We start from the raw sequence: 19,062 nt of genomic DNA on the forward strand, positions 1-19,062 counted from the left end.
TCCGTACGAGCCGTGCGGGGACTCAGGCCGAAGCCGGCGGATACATGCTCCGCGGCAGCTCCGACGCGGCCGCCGCGTCCAGCAGCCACAGCGTCCGCGAACGGCCACGGGCACCGGCCGCCGGGGCCTGCACCTCGCCCGCGCCCGACAGCGCGATCGCCGCGGCCTTCGCCTTGTCCTCGCCGGCCGCGAGCAGCCACACCTCGTGCGCCGCCCGGATGGCCGGGAGGGTCAGCGAGATCCGGACCGGCGGGGGCTTCGGCGCGCCGTGCACCCCGACCACCGTCCGCTCGGTCTCGCGGACCGCCGGCAGCTCAGGGAAGAGCGAGGCCACGTGCGTGTCCGGGCCGACGCCCAGCATCAGCACGTCGAAGGTCGGCACCCCGCTATGGTCACCGGGACCCGCGGCGGCGGCCAGCTCCTCCGCGTACGCGGCCGCGGCGGCGTCGACGTCGCTGCCGTACGGCCCGTCCGAGGCCGGCATGGCGTGCACCCGGGCCGGGTCGAGCGGCACGCGGTCGAGCAGCGCCGCACGGGCCTGGGTGACGTTCCGCTCGGGGTCGCCCTCGGGCAGGTACCGCTCGTCGCCCCACCACAGGTCGAGCCGCGACCAGTCGACCGCGTCCCGCGCGGGCGCCGAACCGAGCGCCGCGAGCAGGCCGTTGCCGTTGCGGCCGCCGGTCAGCACGACCGAGGCGGAGCCGCGGGCGGCCTGGGCGTCCACGATCTTCGTGATGAGCCGGGCCGCGGCGGCCTCGGCCATCAGCTCCTTGTCGCGGTGGACGACCAGCTGAGGGGTGCTCACTTGGCCGCCGCCTTCTTGGCCGGGGCCTTCTTCGGAGCGGGCTTGGGCGCGGCGGCCGTCTCCTCGACGGCCTCCACCACGTCCTCCACGACCGTCTCCACGACGGTCTCGGGGACGGTGGTCGCCGCCTTCTCGTCGAGCCGCTCAAGGCCGAACCGCAGCGCCGTCGCGTAGGTGTCGTCCGGGTCGAGGCGGCGCAGCTCCTCCGCGATCAGCTCCGCCGTGTCACGGCGCTTGAGCGCCACGGCACGGTCCGGCTGGCCCTCTATGGAGAGCGTCGCGAGCGAGCCGTCCGGCCGGTCGAGCACGATCGGGCCCGCGTTGGTCTCCATCCGTACGGAGGTGAGACCGGGGCCGGCCGACTTCGCGCGCCGCACCGGCACCTTCAGCCGGTCCGCGAGCCACATCGCGAGCAGCTCGACGCTCGGGTTGAACTCCTCGCCCTCCACCTCGGCCGAGGTGACCTCGCAGACGACCTGGTCGAGCGCGGCGGCCAGCATCGAACGCCACGGGGTGATCCGGGTCCACGAGAGGTCCGTGTCGCCCGGGGTGTACGCGTCCGCGCGCGCGGTCAGCTCCTGGATGGGCTGCTCGGCGGCGTACGTGTCGGTCACCCGCCGCTGGGCGAGCGCGCCCAGCGGGTCGTTCGCCGGGTCGGACGGCGCGTTCACCGGCCACCAGACGACGACGGGGGCGTCCGGGAGGAGCAGCGGCAGCACCACCGACTGGGCGTGGTCGACGACCTCGCCGTACAGCCGGAGCACCACCGTCTCGCCGGTGCTGGCGTCGGCGCCGAGGCGGACCTCGGCGTCGAGCCGCGCCTGCGCGCGGTCCCGCGGGGTGCGCGAGACCCGCTTGATGACGACGAGGGTCCGCGAGGGGTGCTCGCGGGACGCCTCGTTGGCCGCCTTGAGCGCGTCGTAGGCGTTCTCCTCGTCGGTGACGATCACGAGGGTGAGCACCATGCCGACGGCCGGCGTGCCGATCGCCCGCCGCCCGAGCACCAGCGCCTTGTTGATCTTGGAGGACGTGGTGTCCGTCAGGTCGGTCTTCATGGCCGGCGCCAGCTCCTGCCGTCTCGTGCGAGCATCTCGTCCGCCTCGACCGGACCCCAGGTCCCGGACTGGTACTGCGCGGGCTTGCCGTGCGTGTCCCAGAACTGCTCGATCGGGTCGAGGATCTTCCAGGACAGCTCGACCTCCTCGACGCGCGGGAAGAGGTTGGAGTCGCCGAGCAGGACGTCGAGGATGAGCCGCTCGTACGCCTCGGGGCTGGACTCCGTGAAGGACTCGCCGTACGCGAAGTCCATCGACACGTCCCGGATCTCCATCTGGGTGCCGGGCACCTTGGAGCCGAACCGCACCGTCACGCCCTCGTCCGGCTGGACCCGGATGACGATGGCGTTGCGGCCGAGCTCCTCGGTCGCGGTGTGGTCGAAGGGGGAGTGCGGGGCGCGCTGGAAGACGACCGCGATCTCGGTGACGCGGCGGCCCAGGCGCTTGCCGGTCCGCAGGTAGAACGGGACGCCCGCCCAGCGGCGGTTGTCGATCTCCAGCTTGATGGCCGCGTAGGTGTCGGTCTTCGACTGGGGGTCGATGCCGTCTTCCTGGAGGTAGCCGACGGCCTTCGCGCCGCCCTGCCACCCGGCCGCGTACTGGCCGCGGACCGTGGACTTGCCCAGGTCCTTGGGCAGCTTCACCGCGCCGAGGACCTTGGTCTTCTCGGCGGCCAGCGCGTCGGCGTCGAAGGAGGCGGGCTCCTCCATCGCGGTCAGCGCGAGCAGCTGGAGCAGGTGGTTCTGGATGACGTCACGGGCGGCGCCGATGCCGTCGTAGTAGCCGGCGCGGCCGCCGATGCCGATGTCCTCGGCCATGGTGATCTGCACGTGGTCGACGTACGACCGGTTCCAGATCGGCTCGAAGAGGGTGTTGGCGAAGCGGAGCGCCAGGATGTTCTGGACGGTCTCCTTGCCGAGGTAGTGGTCGATCCGGAAGACCGCGTCGGGCGGGAAGACCTCGTGGACGACCTCGTTGAGCTCCTTGGCGGAGACCAGGTCGTGGCCGAAGGGCTTCTCGATGACCGCGCGGCGCCAGGAGCCGTCCTTCTGGTCGGCCAGGCCGTGCTTCTTGAGCTGCTGGACGACGAGCTCGAAGAACTTCGGCGGCACGGACAGGTAGAAGGCGAAGTTGCCGCCCGTGCCCTGCGCCTTGTCGAGCTCCTCGATCGTCGCCTTGAGCTGCTCGAAGGCCGTGTCGTCGTCGAAGTCGCCCTGGACGAACCGCATGCCCTGGATCAGCTGCTGCCACACCTCCTCGCGGAAGGGGGTGCGCGCGTGCTGCTTGACGGCCTCGTAGACCTCCTGCGCGAAGTCCTCGTCCGCCCATTCGCGGCGGGCGAAGCCGATGAGCGAGAAGCCCGGCGGCAGCAGGCCGCGGTTGGCCAGGTCGTAGACGGCGGGCATCAGCTTCTTACGGGACAAATCGCCCGTGACGCCGAAGATCACCAGACCCGACGGCCCCGCGATGCGCGGGAGCCGTCGGTCTGCGGCGTCACGGAGCGGGTTGGCTCCGTGGACTGCGCTCAAAGTGCTTACGCCTCCGAAGATCCGCGGCGCGCCAGCTCCGCCTCGGTGGACTTGAGCAGGTCGTTCCAGGACGCCTCGAACTTCTCGACGCCCTCGTCCTCCAGCAGCTGCACGACGTCGTCGTAGCCGATGCCCAGCTTCTCGACGGCCGCCAGCTCGGCGCGGGACTGCTCGTACGTGCCGCGGATGGTGTCTCCGGTGACCTCGCCGTGGTCGGCGGTGGCCTCCAGGGTGGCCTCCGGCATGGTGTTCACCGTGCCGGGGGCGACCAGGTCCACGACGTACAGGGTGTCCTTGTACGCCGGGTCCTTGACGCCGGTCGAGGCCCACAGCGGACGCTGCTTGTTGGCCTGCGCCTTGTCGAGGGAGGCCCAGCGGTCCGAGGAGAAGACCTCCTCGTACGCCTCGTAGGCCAGGCGGGCGTTGGCCAGGGCGGCCTTGCCCTTGAGCGCCTTGGCCTCGTCGGTGCCGATGCCGTCCAGGCGCTTGTCGATCTCCGTGTCCACGCGGGACACGAAGAAGGAGGCCACCGAGTGGATCTTGGAGAGGTCGAGGCCGCGCTCGCGGGCCTTCTCCAGACCGGCGAGGTAGGCGTCCATGACCGCGCGGTAGCGCTCCAGCGAGAAGATCAGCGTGACGTTGACGCTGATGCCGAGGCCGATGACCTCGGTGATCGCCGGCAGACCCGCCTGGGTGGCCGGGATCTTGATCAGGGTGTTGGGGCGGTCCACCAGCCACGCCAGCTGCTTGGCCTCGGCGATGGTGGCGGCCGTCTCGTGGGCGAGACGGGGGTCGACCTCGATGGAGACCCGGCCGTCCTGGCCGTCGGTCGCGTCGAAGACCGGCCGCAGGATGTCGGCGGCGTCACGGACGTCCGCCGTCGTGATCATGCGGATGGCCTCGTCCACGGTCACCTTGCGGGCGGCGAGGTCGACGAGCTGCTGCTCGTAACCGTCACCCGAGGAGATGGCCTTCTGGAAGATCGACGGGTTCGTGGTCACACCGACCACGTGGCTCTGGTCGATGAGCTCGGCCAGGTTGCCGGACGTGATCCGCTTGCGCGAGAGGTCGTCCAGCCAGATCGCGACGCCTTCGTCGGAGAGGCGCTTGAGAGCGTCTGTCATGAGAGTTGCATCTCCATTGAGTCGTACGTATTCGCGTCAGCGCGCGACGGCGTCGAGAGATTCCCGCGCGGCGGCGACGATCGCCTCCGGCGTGAACCCGAACTCGCGGAACAGGACCTTCGCGTCCGCCGAGGCGCCGAAGTGCTCCAGCGAGACGATGCGGCCGGCGTCACCGACGTACTTGTGCCAGGTGAGACCGATACCGGCCTCGACCGCGACACGGGCCTTGACGGACGGCGGCAGGACGGAGTCCTTGTACGCCTGGTCCTGCTCCTCGAACCACTCCACCGACGGCATCGAGACCACGCGGGTCGGGACGCCGGCGGCCTGGAGCTGCACGCGGGCCTCGACGGCCAGGTGCACCTCGGAGCCCGTGCCGATCAGCACGACCTGCGGCTCTGTGTTCTGCCCGGAGGGCCCTTCGGCCTCGAACAGCACGTAGCCGCCCTTGACCGTGTCCTCGTTCGGGGCGTACGTCGGCACGCCCTGGCGGGTCAGCGCCAGACCGTGCGGGGCGCCCTTGCCGAAGACCTTGGTGTGGCGCTGCATGATCTCGCGCCAGGCGAGGGCGGTCTCGTTGGCGTCGGCCGGACGGACCACGTTCAGACCCGGGATCGCGCGCAGCGAGGCGAGGTGCTCCACCGGCTGGTGCGTCGGGCCGTCCTCGCCCAGACCGATCGAGTCGTGGGTCCAGACGTACGTCACGGGCAGGTGCATCAGGGCCGACAGGCGAACGGCGTTGCGCATGTAGTCGGAGAACACCAGGAAGGTGCCGCCGTAGACGCGGGTGTTGCCGTGCAGCGCGATGCCGTTCATCTCCGCGGCCATGGAGTGCTCGCGGATGCCGAAGTGGATCGTGCGGCCGTACTTGTCGGCCTCCGGCAGCGGGTTGCCCTCGGGCAGGAACGACGAGGTCTTGTCGATCGTCGTGTTGTTCGAACCGGCGAGGTCGGCCGAGCCGCCCCACAGCTCCGGGATGACCGCACCGAGCGCCTGGAGGACCTGGCCCGACGCGGCACGGGTGGCGACACCCTTGCCGGCCTCGAAGACCGGGAGCTTCTCGGCCCAGCCGGCCGGCAGCTCGTTCGCCTCGATGCGGTCGAACTCGGCGGCCCGCTCCGGGTTGGCCGTACGCCACTCGGAGAGCTGCTTCTCCCACGCGGCGCGGGCCTCGCGGCCGCGGTCGCCGAGCGAGCGGGTGTGCGCGATGACCTCGTCGGTGACCTCGAAGGTCTGCTCCGGGTCGAAGCCCAGGACGCGCTTGGTGGCCGCGATCTCCTCGTCGCCGAGCGCCGAGCCGTGCGCGGCCTCGGTGTTCTGCGCGTTCGGCGCGGGCCAGGCGATGATCGAGCGCATCGCGATGAACGACGGACGCTCGGTCTCGGCCTCGGCGGCCTTGATCGCCGCGTAGAGCGCGGCCGGGTCCAGGTCGCCGTTGGCCTGCGGCTCGACACGCTGGACGTGCCAGCCGTACGCCTCGTACCGCTTCATCGTGTCCTCGGACACGGCGGTCTCGGTGTCGCCCTCGATCGAGATGTGGTTGTCGTCCCACAGCAGGATCAGGTTGCCGAGCTTCTGGTGGCCGGCCAGCGAGGACGCCTCCGCGGAGATGCCCTCCTGCAGGCAACCGTCACCGGCGATCGCGTAGATCCGGTGGTCGAACGGAGAGGCGCCCGTGGCGGCCTCCGGGTCGAACAGACCGCGCTCGTAGCGGGCGGCCATCGCCATGCCCACGGCGTTGGCGACACCCTGGCCCAGCGGGCCCGTGGTCGTCTCGACGCCGGCGGTGTGGCCGTACTCCGGGTGACCGGGGGTCTTCGAGCCCCAGGTGCGGAAGGTCTTCAGGTCGTCCAGCTCGAGACCGAAGCCACCCAGGTACAGCTGGGTGTAGAGGGTCAGGGACGAGTGCCCGGCGGAGAGGACGAACCGGTCACGACCGACCCACTCGGGGTCGGCGGGGTCGTGCCGCATCACCTTCTGGAAGAGGGTGTACGCGGCGGGCGCCAGGCTCATGGCCGTACCGGGATGGCCGTTGCCGACCTTCTGTACGGCGTCCGCGGCCAGGATGCGGGCGGTGTCGACGGCCCGCTGGTCCAACTCGGTCCACTCGAGGTCTGTGGTGGTCGGCTTAGTGCTCACCCTGGGTCAGGGCTCCTCTCCACATGTCTTGAGCCGGTGACTGAGGGTGTACCGGCGCTGTCGAGCCTACCCCCGCGGAACGCCCCTCTTTTCGTGTCCATGCCCCTCAAATGAGCGGAGAAATGAAAGGACACAGCAAGAGTGCCGGTGGTCGTGGGAGTTCGCCCGCCGAGCCGCGCCGGGAGCCGCCTCCGAACCTGTCCACCCCTTGGGACGTACCCCTCCAACACGACCCCACCCCCGCGAAGATCGGGCTCTGGGCAACGTCTACAGTGGCGTGGTACGTGCGAGCTTTACCCGGTCTTCACGCGGGGGGCTTGCTGGGAATTTCTCTGTCAGGGGTGTGCGTGACGGCCGTCGAGTCCCGACCCGCAGGGGTCGTCTTGACTCCCAGCCCGGGGGGCCATAGGCCGTTCGGGGCCCGCGTCAAGGCATTCGTGGCGCTGACCAAGCCGCGGATCATCGAACTGCTGCTCATCACGACCGTTCCGGTGATGTTCCTCGCCGAACAGGGTGTGCCGAACCTCTGGCTGGTGCTCGCCACCTGCTTCGGCGGCTACCTCTCGGCGGGCGGCGCCAACGCGCTGAACATGTACATCGACCGGGACATCGACGCCCTGATGGACCGGACCTCCCAGCGCCCGCTGGTCACCGGCGTGCTCACCCCGCGCGAGGGCCTGGTCTTCGGCCTCACCCTCGCCGTGGTCTCCACGCTCTGGTTCGGCCTGCTCGTCAACTGGCTGTCCGCCGCCCTCTCGCTCGGCGCGCTCCTCTTCTACGTCGTCGTCTACACGATGATCCTCAAGCGGCGCACCGCGCAGAACATCGTCTGGGGCGGCATCGCCGGCTGCCTCCCGGTGCTCATCGGCTGGTCGGCCGTGACCGACTCGATGTCGTGGGCCGCGGTCATCCTCTTCCTCGTCATCTTCTTCTGGACGCCGCCGCACTACTGGCCGCTGTCCATGAAGGTGAAGGACGACTACGCACGCGCGGGCGTGCCCATGCTGCCGGTCCTGGCCTCCAACAAGGTCGTCGCCAAGCAGATCGTGGTCTACAGCTGGGTCATGGTCGCCGTGTCCCTGCTGCTCACCCCGCTCGGCTACACGGGCTGGTTCTACACGGCGGTGGCACTGGTCACCGGCGGCTGGTGGCTCTGGGAGGCGCACGCGCTCCTCAACCGCGCCAAGGCCGAGGTGACGGGCGCCAAGCTCAAGGAGATGCGCCTTTTCCACTGGTCCATCACCTATGTCTCCCTGCTCTTCGTGGCCGTCGCGGTGGACCCCTTCCTCCGCTAGCGCTCAGATGATCAGACCGGTCCGACGGCCGGGTCACGTGGGATAGGCCACGTGACCCGGCCGTCGCCGTTCGTTCTACCCCTCGGTAGCATCCGTGTCATGGCAGAAACGAAGCAGGAAGAGCGCAGGGCGGCCAGGCTCGCCAAGGAGATCAAGGCCTTCTCCAAGGCGCACGGCGGCGCCGAGGGACACCTCGCGCACATCGGCCAGGCGGGCACCCGGATCGTCCTGGTCGGCACGGACGGCGGCTGGGGCGACCTCGTCGCGAAGTCGTACGCGATCGCGCAGCAGGCCGCCGAGAAGGCCGGCCTGACCCTCCACGAGGAGTTCGACGGCGAGTTCGCCGCCAAGGTCGCCACCGGCCCGTACGAGTGGACCCGGATGGCCGGCATCCAGCTCGGCGGCCCCTCCAACAGCTGAGGCGGCAACCTCGCGCGGGGCTCACCCGTTAGGACGTGTGGAGACACGTCCACACAGGGAGCCCCCCGAGATGATCGACATGCCGCAGCTGGTGGACCAGTACTGCCACGGGGTGCTCCGGACCGAGCTCGGCCTCGGCACCTTCGAGGCCCGCCTCGGCGCGCACCTGGGCGGGGACGCGGTCCTGCCCGCCGCCGGCACCACCTTCTTCGACACCCAGACCGGCTTCGCCGTGCGCCGCTGGTGCCCGCCGCTCCTCGGTCTGGAACCGCACTGCCCGCCCGCCCGCTACCTCGCCCGCCGCCGGGAACTCGGTGCCGCCGAGGCCGGCCGGCGGCTCCTGCGCGCCTCCGGGATCTCCACCTACCTCGTCGACACGGGTCTCCCCGGCGACCTCACGCGCCCCGCCGAGCTCGCCGCCGCGGGCGCCGCCGAGGCCCACGAGACCGTCCGCCTCGAAGCCCTCGCCGAGCGGGTCGCCGACGCCTCGGACACCGTCGAGGCCTTCCTCGCCGACCTCGCCGAGGCCGTCCACGGGGCCGCCGCGGACGCGGTCGCGTTCAGTTCGGCGTCGGGGGTACGGGGCGGGCTCGCGGCCCTGCCCGAGCCGCCGGGCCCCGGAGAGGTGCGCGGGGCCGCCGGGCGCTGGCTGGCCGCACGCGGGCCGGGCGGCCCGCTCAGGGACCCCGTCCTGCTGCGCCATCTGCTCTGGATCGCGGTCACCGCGGGGCGCCCCCTCCAGCTGCACGCGGAGGATCCGGCCGCCCTGAACGGCTTCGCCGCCGCCACCGCGGGGCTCGGCACCGACCTGGTGCTGCTGCACCGCTACCCGTACCACCGCGCGGCCGCGCACCTGACCGGACTTCACCCGCACGTGTACGCCGACCTCGGCCCCGTCCTCGCCCACACGGGGGCCCGGGCGGCGGCCGTCCTCGCCGAGGTCCTGGAACGGGCGCCGTTCGGCAAGCTGCTGTTCTCCAGCGGCGCCCACGGGTTGCCCGAGCTCCATGTGGTCGCCGCGCACGGATTCCGCTCGGCGCTCACCCGGGTGCTCGGGGAGTGGGTCATGGACGGCGCCTGGTCCCGTACGGACGCGCAGCGGGTGGCGACGATGATCGCGGCGGACAACGCGAGACGGGTCTACCGGCTCGCGGAGAGCCGGTAGACCCGTCAGAGTCCTGGGACCGTCAGGCCTTCGCCAGCTCCGGGTCCGCCTGGGCCGGGATGTCCGGCACGGCGAGCGGACGCTCGCGCATGCTCAGGGCGAGCCGCAGGACCGCGATCCACATCAGCGAGGAGCCGAGCATGTGGGCGGCGACCAGGAGCTCCGGGACGCCCGTGAAGTACTGGACGTAGCCGATCGCACCCTGGGCCACGAGCACGATCAGCAGGTCGCGGGCGCGGGCCCTCGTGTCGTCCGGGGCGTCGACCACGCGCAGGACCAGCCACATCGCGAGGGCGAGGGCGCAGACGATCCAGGCGGCGATGGCGTGGAGGTGCGCGGCGTTCGTCCAGTCCCACGGCATGCGCGGGACGTCGCTGCTGTCACCGGCGTGCTTGCCGGCGCCGGTCACCGTCGTGCCGAGCACGATCAGCAGGGCGGAGACGATCGTGATCGCCCAGGACAGCTTGCGGACCGGGCGCGGCACGCGCGGGCGGGGGGCGGTGTCGCCCTCGCCGGTGCGGTGCCAGGTGATGACGGCGACCGTGAGCAGGGAGTTCGCGGCGATGAAGTGGCCGGCCACCGTCCACGGGTTGAGGCCCATCCACACCGTGATGCCGCCGATGACGGCGTTGCTCATCACGATCCAGAACTGGGCCCAGCCGAGCCGGGTGAGCCCGCGGCGCCACGGCTTGGTGGAGCGGGCGGCGACGATCGCCCAGCCGACCGCCGCCGACAGCACGTACGTCAGCATCCGGTTGCCGAACTCGATCGCGCCGCGGTAGCCCTGCTCGGGCGTCACGATGAGGCTGTCGTCCGTGCACTTCGGCCAGGTGTCGCAGCCGAGACCGGAACCGGTCAGCCGGACCGCGCCGCCCGTGACGATGATGAGCACGCTCATCACGACGGCTGCGAGCGCGGCGCGCCGGAGCGTCCGGGGGGACGGGGTCCAGCGCTGGGCGATGGAGGCGAGGGGGGTCTGCACGGGCCCTATCGTAGGGCGGCGCTTGTGCGCGCTTTCACGAGGGGGGCGTATATGGCGGAACGGAACCTTACGGTTACTCCCAGCGGAAGAACCTCGCCGCCGCTCCGAGGCCCAGGACCGCCCAGCCGGCCAGGATCAGCGCGTCGCCCCACGGCATCGGCGCCCCGCTCTGGAGGACGTCGCGCAGGCCGTCGGAGAGCGCGGAGATCGGGAGCAGCGCGAGCACGTCGCCCGCGGCGCCGAACTTCTCCAGCGGGACGATGACCCCGCCGCCGACCAGGAGCAGCAGGAAGACCAGGTTCGCGGCGGCCAGGGTGGCCTCGGCCTTCAGGGTGCCGGCCATGAGCAGGCCGAGTCCGGAGAAGGCGGCCGTGCCGAGGACCAGGAGCAGCAGGACCGACAGGGGGTTGCCCTGCGGGGACCAGCCGAGCGCCAGGGCGATCGCCGTCAGGAGCGCGACCTGGAGGACCTCGGTGACCAGGACGGAGAGCGTCTTGGCGGTCATGAGCGCCCAGCGGGGGAGCGGTGAGGCGCCGAGCCGCTTGAGCACCCCGTACCGCCGCTCGAAACCGGTGGCGATGGCCTGGCCGGTGAAGGCGGTGGACATCACGGCGAGCGCGAGGACGCCGGGGGCGAGGAAGTCGACGGCCTTTCCCGTGCCCGTATCGACCACGTCGACGGTGGAGAAGAGCACCAGGAGCAGCGAGGGGATGATCACGGTGAGGAGCAGCTGCTCGCCGTTGCGCAGCAGCATCCTGGTCTCCAGGGCGGTCTGCGCGGTGATCATCCGCCCGACGGGGGCGGCGCCGGGCTTGGGCGCGTACGTACCGGTGCTCATCCGCGCAGCTCCTTGCCGGTCAGTTCCAGGAAAACGTCTTCGAGGGTGTGGCGCTCGACGGCGATGCCGTCCGGCATGACGCCGTGCTGGGCGCACCAGGTGGTGACCGTGGCGAGCAGCTGCGGGTCGACGGTGCCGGTGATCCGGTACGTGCCGGGGAGGGGCTCCGCGGCGGCGGAGCCGTCCGGCAGGGCCTTGAGCAGGGAGCCGAGGTCGAGGCCGGGGCGGCCGGTGAAGCGCAGGGTGTTCTCGGCGCCGCCGCGGCAGAGCTCCTCGGGGCTGCCCTGGGCGGCGACCCGGCCGGCGTCGACGATGGCGACGTCGTCGGCGAGCTCCTCGGCCTCGTGCATGAAGTGGGTGGTGAGGACCACGGTCGCGCCGTCGGCACGCAGCTCGCGGACGAGGTCCCAGGTGGCGCGGCGGGCCTGCGGGTCGAGTCCGGCGGTGGGCTCGTCGAGGAAGACGAGCTCGGGGCGGCCGACGACGGCCATGGCGAGCGCGAGGCGCTGCTGCTGGCCGCCGGAGAGGCGCCGGTAGGCGGTGCGGCCGCAGGAGCCGAGGCCGAGCCGCTCGATCAGGGCGTCGACGTCCAGGGGGTGGGCGTGCAGCCTGGCCGTGTGGCGGAGCATCTCGTCGGCGCGGGCGCCGGAGTAGACGCCGCCGGACTGGAGCATCACGCCGATCCTGGGGCGCAGGGCGGCGGCGTCGGCGACCGGGTCGAGGCCGAGGACGCGGACGGTGCCGGCGTCGGGCCTGCGGTAGCCCTCGCAGGTCTCGATGGTGGTGGTCTTGCCGGCCCCGTTGGGGCCGAGGACGGCGGTGACGGTGCCTGCGCGGACGTCGAGGTCGAGGCCGTCGACGGCGGTCTTGTTTCCGTACCGCTTGAGCAGGCCACGTACCTGGACGACGCTGCCGACGGACTCGATTGACATGCCGGGAAGTCTAGAGAGCGTGCGGGGGGACCCGGTGCGCGGGGCGGGGAATTCATCCCACCAATGATCGTTCTCGCAGGTCAGGTAAGCCTTACCTGAGTGACGCACGACATCGTCACCGGTCCGGACGCCGCTTGTCACTCCCCGATTAATTACGCAACAATGGCGTTGTGAAAAACGTTGGCGCGGCTCCGGTGGAGGAACTCGCGACCCGAGAGCGTTCCACGCGCAACCGGGTCGCGCGGTCGATCCTGGATCACGGTCCCTCGACCGTCGCCGACCTGGCCGGACGGCTCAGCCTCACCCAGGCCGCCGTCCGCCGCCACCTCGACTCGCTGGTCGCCGAGAACGTCGTCGAAGCCCGCGAGCAGCGCGTCTACGGGACCCGGTCCCGCGGTCGCCCCGCGAAGGTCTTCGCGCTCACCGACTGCGGCCGGGACGCCTTCGACCAGTCGTACGACTCGCTCGCCGTCGAGGCGCTCCGCTGGATCGAGCGCAACGCCGGCGGGGAGGCGGCCGTCGCGGCCTTCGCCCGCGACCGGATCGAGACCCAGGCGGGCGCGTACCGCGAGGCCGTGGAGTCGGCCGCGCCCGCGCAGCGGACGGAGGCGCTGGCCAAGGCCCTCACGGCGGACGGGTACGCTGCCACTGCGCGGAACGCGCCGGTCGGCGAGCAGCTCTGCCAGCACCACTGCCCGGTCGCCCACGTCGCCGAGCAGTACCCCCAGCTGTGCGAGGCGGAGACGGAATTCTTCTCACGCCTCCTGGGAACGCACGTCCAGCGTCTGGCCACCATCGCGCATGGTGACGGCGTCTGCACCACGTTCATCCCGCACAGCGCCCCACAGACCACCGAATCAGCATCCGCAAGTACGGCCGGGAGGAACCCCGCATGACCACCGAGATCAGCCACCCCGAGCTCGAGGGCCTGGGTCGGTACGAGTACGGCTGGGCCGACTCCGACGCGGCCGGCGCCACCGCGAAGCGCGGTCTCAACGAGGACGTCGTCCGCGACATCTCCTCGAAGAAGAACGAGCCCGAGTGGATGCTGAAGCTGCGTCTCAAGGGTCTGCGGCTCTTCGACAAGAAGCCCATGCCGACCTGGGGCTCCGACCTCTCCGGCATCGACTTCGACAACATCAAGTACTTCGTGCGGTCCACCGAGAAGCAGGCCGAGTCCTGGGAGGACCTGCCGGAGGACATCAAGAACACGTACGACAAGCTCGGCATCCCCGAGGCGGAGAAGCAGCGCCTCGTCGCCGGTGTCGCCGCCCAGTACGAGTCCGAGGTCGTCTACCACCAGATCCGCGAGGACCTGGAGGAGCAGGGCGTCATCTTCGTCGACACCGACACCGCGCTGAAGGAGCACGAGGAGCTCTTCAAGGAGTACTTCGGCACGATCATCCCGGTCGGCGACAACAAGTTCGCCTCCCTGAACACGGCCGTGTGGTCCGGCGGCTCGTTCATCTACGTGCCGAAGGGCGTGCACGTCGAGATCCCGCTCCAGGCCTACTTCCGCATCAACACGGAGAACATGGGCCAGTTCGAGCGGACGCTGATCATCGTCGACGAGGACGCCTACGTCCACTACGTCGAGGGCTGCACCGCCCCGATCTACTCCTCGGACTCCCTGCACTCCGCGGTCGTCGAGATCATCGTGAAGAAGGGCGGCCGCTGCCGCTACACGACCATCCAGAACTGGTCGAACAACGTCTACAACCTGGTGACCAAGCGCGCCGTCGCCTACGAGGGCGCCACCATGGAGTGGGTCGACGGCAACATCGGCTCCAAGGTCACCATGAAGTACCCGGCCGTCTACCTGATGGGCGAGCACGCCAAGGGCGAGACCCTCTCCATCGCCTTCGCGGGCGAGGGCCAGCACCAGGACGCCGGCGCCAAGATGGTCCACATGGCGCCGAACACCTCCTCCAACATCGTCTCCAAGTCGGTGGCGCGAGGCGGCGGCCGCACCTCCTACCGCGGTCTCATCGAGATCGGCGAGGGTGCCCCGGGCGCCAAGTCCAACGTCCTCTGCGACGCGCTGCTCGTCGACACGATCTCCCGCTCCGACACGTACCCCTACGTGGACGTGCGCGAGGACGACGTCTCCATGGGCCACGAGGCCACCGTCTCCAAGGTCTCCGAGGACCAGCTCTTCTACCTGATGAGCCGCGGCCTCACCGAGTTCGAGGCCATGGCGATGATCGTCCGCGGCTTCGTCGAGCCCATCGCCAAGGAGCTCCCCATGGAGTACGCCCTGGAGCTCAACCGGCTGATCGAGCTGCAGATGGAGGGTGCGGTCGGCTAAGGCCGGCCCCGCCCCGCAGCGACCGACTTTTCTTTACGTACGCAGGAAGAGAGCAACACGACAGCCATGGCTGAGGCTCAGAACATCCCGGCGGGCTCCACCACCGCCGGCTCGATCGCGGTGGCCGCCGAGTCGACCGTCGCCACGCGCATGAGCGCGCCCCCGTCCTTCGACGTCGCGGACTTCCCCGTCCCGCACGGCCGCGAGGAGGAGTGGCGGTTCACCCCGCTGGCGCGCCTGCGTGGCCTCCACGACGGCACCGCCGTCGCCTCCGGCGAGGGCGTCAAGGTGGAGGTCGAGGCCCCCGAGGGCGTCACCGTGGAGACCGTCGGCCGTGACGACGAGCGCCTCGGCAAGGCCGGCACGCCCGTCGACCGCGTCGCCGCCCAGGCGTACTCCTCCTTCGAGAAGGCCGGCGTCATCACCGTCGCCAAGGAGGCGGTGCTCACCGAGCCGATCCGCATCTCCGTGCACGGCCAGGGCGGCGTCGCCTTCGCCCACCAGGTGATCGAGCTCGGCGCCTTCGCCGAGGCCGTCGTGGTCCTCGACCACACCGGTGACGCCGTGCTCGCCGCCAACGTGGACTACGTCCTCGGCGACGGAGCCAAGCTGACCGTCGTCTCCGTCCAGGACTGGGACGAGAAGGCCGTCCACGTCGCCCAGCACAACGCGCTGGTCGGCCGTGACGCCTCCTTCAAGTCGGTCGTCGTCACCTTCGGCGGCGACGTCGTCCGCATCCACCCGCGCGTGCGGTACGCGGGCCCCGGCGGCGAGGCCGAGCTCTTCGGCCTGTACTTCACCGACGCCGGCCAGCACCAGGAGCACCGCCTCCTGGTCGAGCACAACACCCCGCACTGCAAGTCCAACGTGGCCTACAAGGGCGCGCTGCAGGGCCAGGACGCGCACGCCGTCTGGATCGGCGACGTGCTCATCCAGGCCGCGGCCGAGGGCACCGACACGTACGAGCTCAACCGGAACCTGGTCCTCACGGACGGCGCCCGGGTCGACTCCGTGCCGAACCTGGAGATCGAGACCGGCGAGATCGCCGGCGCCGGTCACGCCTCGGCCACCGGCCGCTTCGACGACGAGCAGCTCTTCTACCTGATGGCCCGCGGCATCCCGGAGGCCGAGGCCCGCCGCCTCGTCGTCCGCGGCTTCTTCGCGGAGCTCGTCCAGCAGATCGGTCTGCCGGACGTCCAGGAGCGCCTCCTCGCCAAGATCGAGGCCGAGCTGGAGGCCTCCGTCTGATGGCCTTCGTCCGAGTCTGCGCGCTGAGCGAGCTGGAGGCCGACACCCCGAAGCGGGTCGAGGTCGACGGCACGCCGGTGTCCCTCGTGCACACCGAGGGCGAGGTGTTCGCGATCAACGACATCTGCTCGCACGCGAACGTCTCCCTCTCCGAGGGCGAGGTCGAGGACTGCGCGATCGAGTGCTGGCTGCACGGCTCCAGCTTCGACCTGCGCACCGGCAAGCCCTCCGGCCTTCCCGCGACGCGCCCCGTCCCCGTATACCCCGTCAAGATCGAAGGGGACGATGTGCTCGTCTCCGTCACCCAGGAGTCCTGAGTCACCCATGGCTACGCTCGAAATCCACGACCTGCACGTCTCCGTCGAGGCGGAGAACGGCCCCCGCGAGATCCTCAAGGGCGTCGACCTGACCATCAAGCAGGGCGAGACGCACGCCGTCATGGGCCCCAACGGCTCCGGCAAGTCGACCCTGGCGTACTCCCTCGCCGGTCACCCCAAGTACACGGTCACCGGCGGCACCGTCACCCTCGACGGTGAGGACGTCCTGGAGATGTCGGTCGACGAGCGCGCCCGCGCCGGCGTCTTCCTCGCCATGCAGTACCCGGTCGAGGTCCCCGGCGTCTCGGTCTCCAACTTCCTGCGCACCTCCGCCACCGCCGTCCGCGGCGAGGCGCCCAAGCTGCGCACCTGGGTGAAGGAGGTCAAGTCCGCGATGGAGCAGCTCCAGATGGACCCGGCCTTCGCCGAGCGCAACGTGAACGAGGGCTTCTCCGGCGGTGAGAAGAAGCGCCACGAGATCCTCCAGCTGGAGCTCCTCAAGCCGAAGATCGCGATCCTCGACGAGACCGACTCCGGCCTCGACGTCGACGCCCTGCGCATCGTCTCCGAGGGCGTCAACCGCGTCCGCGAGACCGGTGAGGTCGGCACCCTGCTGATCACCCACTACACGCGCATCCTGCGCTACATCAAGCCCGACTTCGTGCACGTGTTCGCGAACGGCCGCATCGTCGAGTCCGGCGGCGCCGAGCTCGCCGACCAGCTGGAGAACGAGGGCTACGACAAGTACGTGAAGGGTGGCGCATCCGCGTGACTTCCGCCCATCAGGGGCTGACCGGCCTCCTCGACACCGAGGCGATCCGCAAGGACTTCCCGCTCCTGGATCGCGTGGTCCACGACGGCAAGAAGATCGTGTACCTCGACTCCGCGGCGACCTCGCAGAAGCCGCGGCAGGTCCTCGACGCGCTCAACCAGTACTACGAGCGTCACAACGCCAACGTCCACCGCGGCGTCTACACGGTCGCCGAGGAGGCGACGGCGCTGTACGAAGGCGCCCGTGACAAGGTCGCGGCCTTCATCAACGCGCCGAGCCGCGACGAGGTGATCTTCACCAAGAACGCCTCCGAGTCGCTCAACCTCGTGGCCAACATGCTGGGCTGGGCCGACGAGCCCTACCGCGTGGACCACGAGACCGAGATCGCGATCACGGAGATGGAGCACCACTCCAACATCGTGCCGTGGCAGCTGCTCTCGCAGCGCACGGGCGCGAAGCTGAAGTGGTTCGGCCTCACCGACGACGGCCGTCTCGACCTCTCGAACATCGAGGAGGTCATCACCGAGAAGACCAAGATCGTCTCGTTCACGCTGGTCTCCAACCTCATGGGCACCATCAACCCGGTGGAGACGATCATCCGCCGCGCCCAGGAGGTCGGTGCGCTCGTCTGCATCGACGCCTCCCAGGCGGCCCCGCACATGGTCCTGGACGTGCAGGCGCTCCAGGCCGACTTCGTGGCCTTCACCGGCCACAAGATGTGCGGCCCGACCGGCATCGGCGTGCTGTGGGGACGCGCGGGACTCCTGGAGGACCTCCCGCCCTTCCTCGGCGGCGGCGAGATGATCGAGACCGTCTCGATGCACTCCTCGACGTACGCTCCGGCCCCGCACAAGTTCGAGGCGGGTACGCCCCCGATCGCCCAGGCCGTCGGCCTCGGCGCGGCCGTGGACTACCTGTCGGCGATCGGCATGGAGAACATCGCGCGCCACGAGCACGCGATCACCGAGTACGCCGTCCGGCGCCTCCAGGAGGTCCCGGACCTGCGGATCATCGGCCCCACCACGGCCGAGGACCGCGGCGCGGCGATCTCCTTCACGCTGGGCGACATCCACCCGCACGACGTGGGCCAGGTCCTCGACGAGCAGGGCATCGCGGTCCGGGTCGGCCACCACTGCGCGCGGCCGGTCTGCCTGCGGTACGGAATTCCCGCGACCACGCGAGCGTCGTTCTATCTGTACTCCACCCCCGGCGAGGTCGACGCGCTGGTCGAGGGTCTGGAGCACGTACGGAACTTCTTCGGCTAGGGGACACCTCGTGAAGCTGGATTCGATGTACCAGGACGTCATCCTGGACCACTACAAGCACCCGCACGGGCGCGGTCTTCGGGACGGCGACGCCGAGGTGCACCACGTCAACCCGACGTGCGGCGACGAGATCACGCTCCGCGTGAAGTACGACGGCTCGCGCATCGAGGACGTGTCGTACGAGGGCCAGGGCTGCTCCATCAGCCAGGCCTCGGCCTCCGTCCTCAACGAGCTGCTCGTCGGCAAGGAGCTGGCCGAGGCGCAGAAGATCCAGGGCACCTTCCTGGAGCTGATGCAGTCCAAGGGCCAGATCGAGCCGGACGACGCGATGGAGGAGGTCCTGGAGGACGCGGTCGCGTTCGCCGGGGTCTCCAAGTACCCGGCCCGTGTGAAGTGCGCGCTGCTCAGCTGGATGGCGTGGAAGGACGCGACCGCCCAGGCTCTGGGTGACGGTGGCGCGGAGAGGAAGTCGGCATGACCGAGAACGCCGAGGCCACGATGAAGCCGGCCTCCGAGGAAGAAGTCCGTGAGGCGCTGTACGACGTCGTCGACCCCGAGCTGGGCATCGACGTCGTCAACCTGGGCCTGATCTACGGCATCCACATCGACGACTCGAACGTCGCGACGCTGGACATGACCCTGACGTCGGCGGCCTGTCCGCTGACCGATGTGATCGAGGACCAGGCGAAGTCCGCGACGGACGGCATCGTCAGCGAGCTGAAGATCAACTGGGTCTGGATGCCCCCGTGGGGCCCGGACAAGATCACGGATGACGGCCGCGAGCAGCTGCGCGCGCTCGGCTTCAACGTCTGATCCGTACGCGTCACATGAGAACGGCCGTGCCCTCCGGGGCACGGCCGTTCTCATG

Annotated in this window: 19 protein-coding genes; 11 read left to right on the forward strand and 8 right to left on the reverse strand. The window is 70.4% G+C overall.

Features of this window, described 5'->3' with window-relative positions:
* Positions 1–22: 22 nt before the first annotated feature.
* The 5 genes from pgl to tkt are packed head-to-tail and all read right to left on the reverse strand — an operon-like array spanning position 23 to position 6,652.
* Positions 23–805, reverse strand: coding sequence for a 6-phosphogluconolactonase (gene pgl / locus ACZ7HT_RS23710; protein WP_471169163.1), 783 nt, complete (start codon positions 803–805; stop codon positions 23–25).
* A complete protein-coding gene (gene opcA / locus ACZ7HT_RS23715; protein WP_471169165.1) occupies positions 802–1,860 on the reverse strand; it encodes a glucose-6-phosphate dehydrogenase assembly protein OpcA in 1,059 nt (352 codons plus the stop codon). The genes pgl and opcA overlap by 4 nt, the downstream gene beginning before the upstream one ends.
* Entirely contained in the window at positions 1,857–3,389 is a 1,533-nt protein-coding gene (gene zwf / locus ACZ7HT_RS23720; protein WP_116161614.1) for a glucose-6-phosphate dehydrogenase, read from the reverse strand. The genes opcA and zwf overlap by 4 nt, the downstream gene beginning before the upstream one ends.
* 5 nt (positions 3,390–3,394) lie before the next feature.
* The gene (gene tal / locus ACZ7HT_RS23725) at positions 3,395–4,513 is read right to left on the reverse strand and encodes a transaldolase (protein WP_471169170.1); all 1,119 of its coding nucleotides are present in this window, start codon (positions 4,511–4,513) and stop codon (positions 3,395–3,397) included.
* 36 nt (positions 4,514–4,549) lie between these two features.
* Positions 4,550–6,652, reverse strand: coding sequence for a transketolase (tkt, locus tag ACZ7HT_RS23730; RefSeq protein WP_471169173.1), 2,103 nt, complete (start codon positions 6,650–6,652; stop codon positions 4,550–4,552).
* 347 nt (positions 6,653–6,999) lie between these two features.
* Here tkt and ACZ7HT_RS23735 point away from each other — a divergent pair, with 347 nt between their 5' ends.
* The 3 genes from ACZ7HT_RS23735 (at position 7,000) to ACZ7HT_RS23745 (ending at position 9,532) form a co-directional block, all read left to right on the forward strand.
* Positions 7,000–7,947, forward strand: a complete 948-nt coding sequence (locus ACZ7HT_RS23735; protein ID WP_471169176.1) for a heme o synthase — start codon at positions 7,000–7,002, stop codon at positions 7,945–7,947.
* 99 nt (positions 7,948–8,046) lie between these two features.
* Positions 8,047–8,367, forward strand: a complete 321-nt coding sequence (locus ACZ7HT_RS23740) for a hypothetical protein (RefSeq protein ID WP_471169179.1) — start codon at positions 8,047–8,049, stop codon at positions 8,365–8,367.
* Positions 8,368–8,437: 70 nt separating this feature from the next.
* Positions 8,438–9,532: an amidohydrolase family protein gene (locus ACZ7HT_RS23745; RefSeq protein ID WP_471169181.1), complete on the forward strand. Its 1,095-nt coding sequence runs from the start codon at positions 8,438–8,440 to the stop codon at positions 9,530–9,532.
* Between the two features lie 22 nt (positions 9,533–9,554).
* On the opposite strand, the gene ACZ7HT_RS23750 is transcribed toward ACZ7HT_RS23745, so the two are convergent.
* The 3 genes from ACZ7HT_RS23750 to ACZ7HT_RS23760 form a co-directional block, all read right to left on the reverse strand.
* The gene (locus ACZ7HT_RS23750) at positions 9,555–10,523 is read right to left on the reverse strand and encodes a COX15/CtaA family protein (RefSeq protein ID WP_471169340.1); all 969 of its coding nucleotides are present in this window, start codon (positions 10,521–10,523) and stop codon (positions 9,555–9,557) included.
* Positions 10,524–10,587: 64 nt separating this feature from the next.
* Positions 10,588–11,352, reverse strand: a complete 765-nt coding sequence (locus tag ACZ7HT_RS23755; protein WP_471169184.1) for an ABC transporter permease — start codon at positions 11,350–11,352, stop codon at positions 10,588–10,590.
* Positions 11,349–12,284: an ABC transporter ATP-binding protein gene (locus tag ACZ7HT_RS23760; protein ID WP_471169187.1), complete on the reverse strand. Its 936-nt coding sequence runs from the start codon at positions 12,282–12,284 to the stop codon at positions 11,349–11,351. Before ACZ7HT_RS23760 ends, ACZ7HT_RS23755 begins: the two co-directional genes overlap by 4 nt.
* A 170-nt stretch (positions 12,285–12,454) precedes the next feature.
* Here ACZ7HT_RS23760 and ACZ7HT_RS23765 point away from each other — a divergent pair, with 170 nt between their 5' ends.
* The 8 genes from ACZ7HT_RS23765 to ACZ7HT_RS23800 all read left to right on the forward strand — a co-directional run bounded on the left by ACZ7HT_RS23765 (position 12,455) and on the right by ACZ7HT_RS23800 (position 19,007).
* Entirely contained in the window at positions 12,455–13,180 is a 726-nt protein-coding gene (locus ACZ7HT_RS23765; RefSeq protein WP_471169189.1) for a helix-turn-helix transcriptional regulator, read from the forward strand.
* Positions 13,177–14,592 carry a Fe-S cluster assembly protein SufB gene (sufB, locus tag ACZ7HT_RS23770; protein ID WP_471169191.1) on the forward strand — a complete coding sequence of 472 codons (1,416 nt, stop codon included), beginning with the start codon at positions 13,177–13,179 and terminating at the stop codon, positions 14,590–14,592. Before ACZ7HT_RS23765 ends, sufB begins: the two co-directional genes overlap by 4 nt.
* Before the next feature lie 66 nt (positions 14,593–14,658).
* Positions 14,659–15,840: a Fe-S cluster assembly protein SufD gene (gene sufD / locus ACZ7HT_RS23775; RefSeq protein WP_471169193.1), complete on the forward strand. Its 1,182-nt coding sequence runs from the start codon at positions 14,659–14,661 to the stop codon at positions 15,838–15,840.
* Positions 15,840–16,157 carry a bifunctional 3-phenylpropionate/cinnamic acid dioxygenase ferredoxin subunit gene (locus ACZ7HT_RS23780; protein ID WP_406057374.1) on the forward strand — a complete coding sequence of 106 codons (318 nt, stop codon included), beginning with the start codon at positions 15,840–15,842 and terminating at the stop codon, positions 16,155–16,157. The genes sufD and ACZ7HT_RS23780 overlap by 1 nt, the downstream gene beginning before the upstream one ends.
* Positions 16,158–16,164: 7 nt before the next feature.
* Positions 16,165–16,929, forward strand: a complete 765-nt coding sequence (gene sufC / locus ACZ7HT_RS23785; RefSeq protein ID WP_041128637.1) for a Fe-S cluster assembly ATPase SufC — start codon at positions 16,165–16,167, stop codon at positions 16,927–16,929.
* Positions 16,926–18,194, forward strand: coding sequence for a cysteine desulfurase (locus tag ACZ7HT_RS23790; RefSeq protein ID WP_471169197.1), 1,269 nt, complete (start codon positions 16,926–16,928; stop codon positions 18,192–18,194). Before sufC ends, ACZ7HT_RS23790 begins: the two co-directional genes overlap by 4 nt.
* A gap of 10 nt (positions 18,195–18,204) precedes the next feature.
* The gene (sufU, locus tag ACZ7HT_RS23795; protein WP_471169200.1) at positions 18,205–18,672 is read left to right on the forward strand and encodes a Fe-S cluster assembly sulfur transfer protein SufU; all 468 of its coding nucleotides are present in this window, start codon (positions 18,205–18,207) and stop codon (positions 18,670–18,672) included.
* Positions 18,669–19,007: a metal-sulfur cluster assembly factor gene (locus tag ACZ7HT_RS23800; RefSeq protein ID WP_030205917.1), complete on the forward strand. Its 339-nt coding sequence runs from the start codon at positions 18,669–18,671 to the stop codon at positions 19,005–19,007. Before sufU ends, ACZ7HT_RS23800 begins: the two co-directional genes overlap by 4 nt.
* Positions 19,008–19,062: the final 55 nt, after the last annotated feature.

The sequence above is a fragment of the Streptomyces sp. NPDC037410 genome (genome assembly GCF_055602235.1).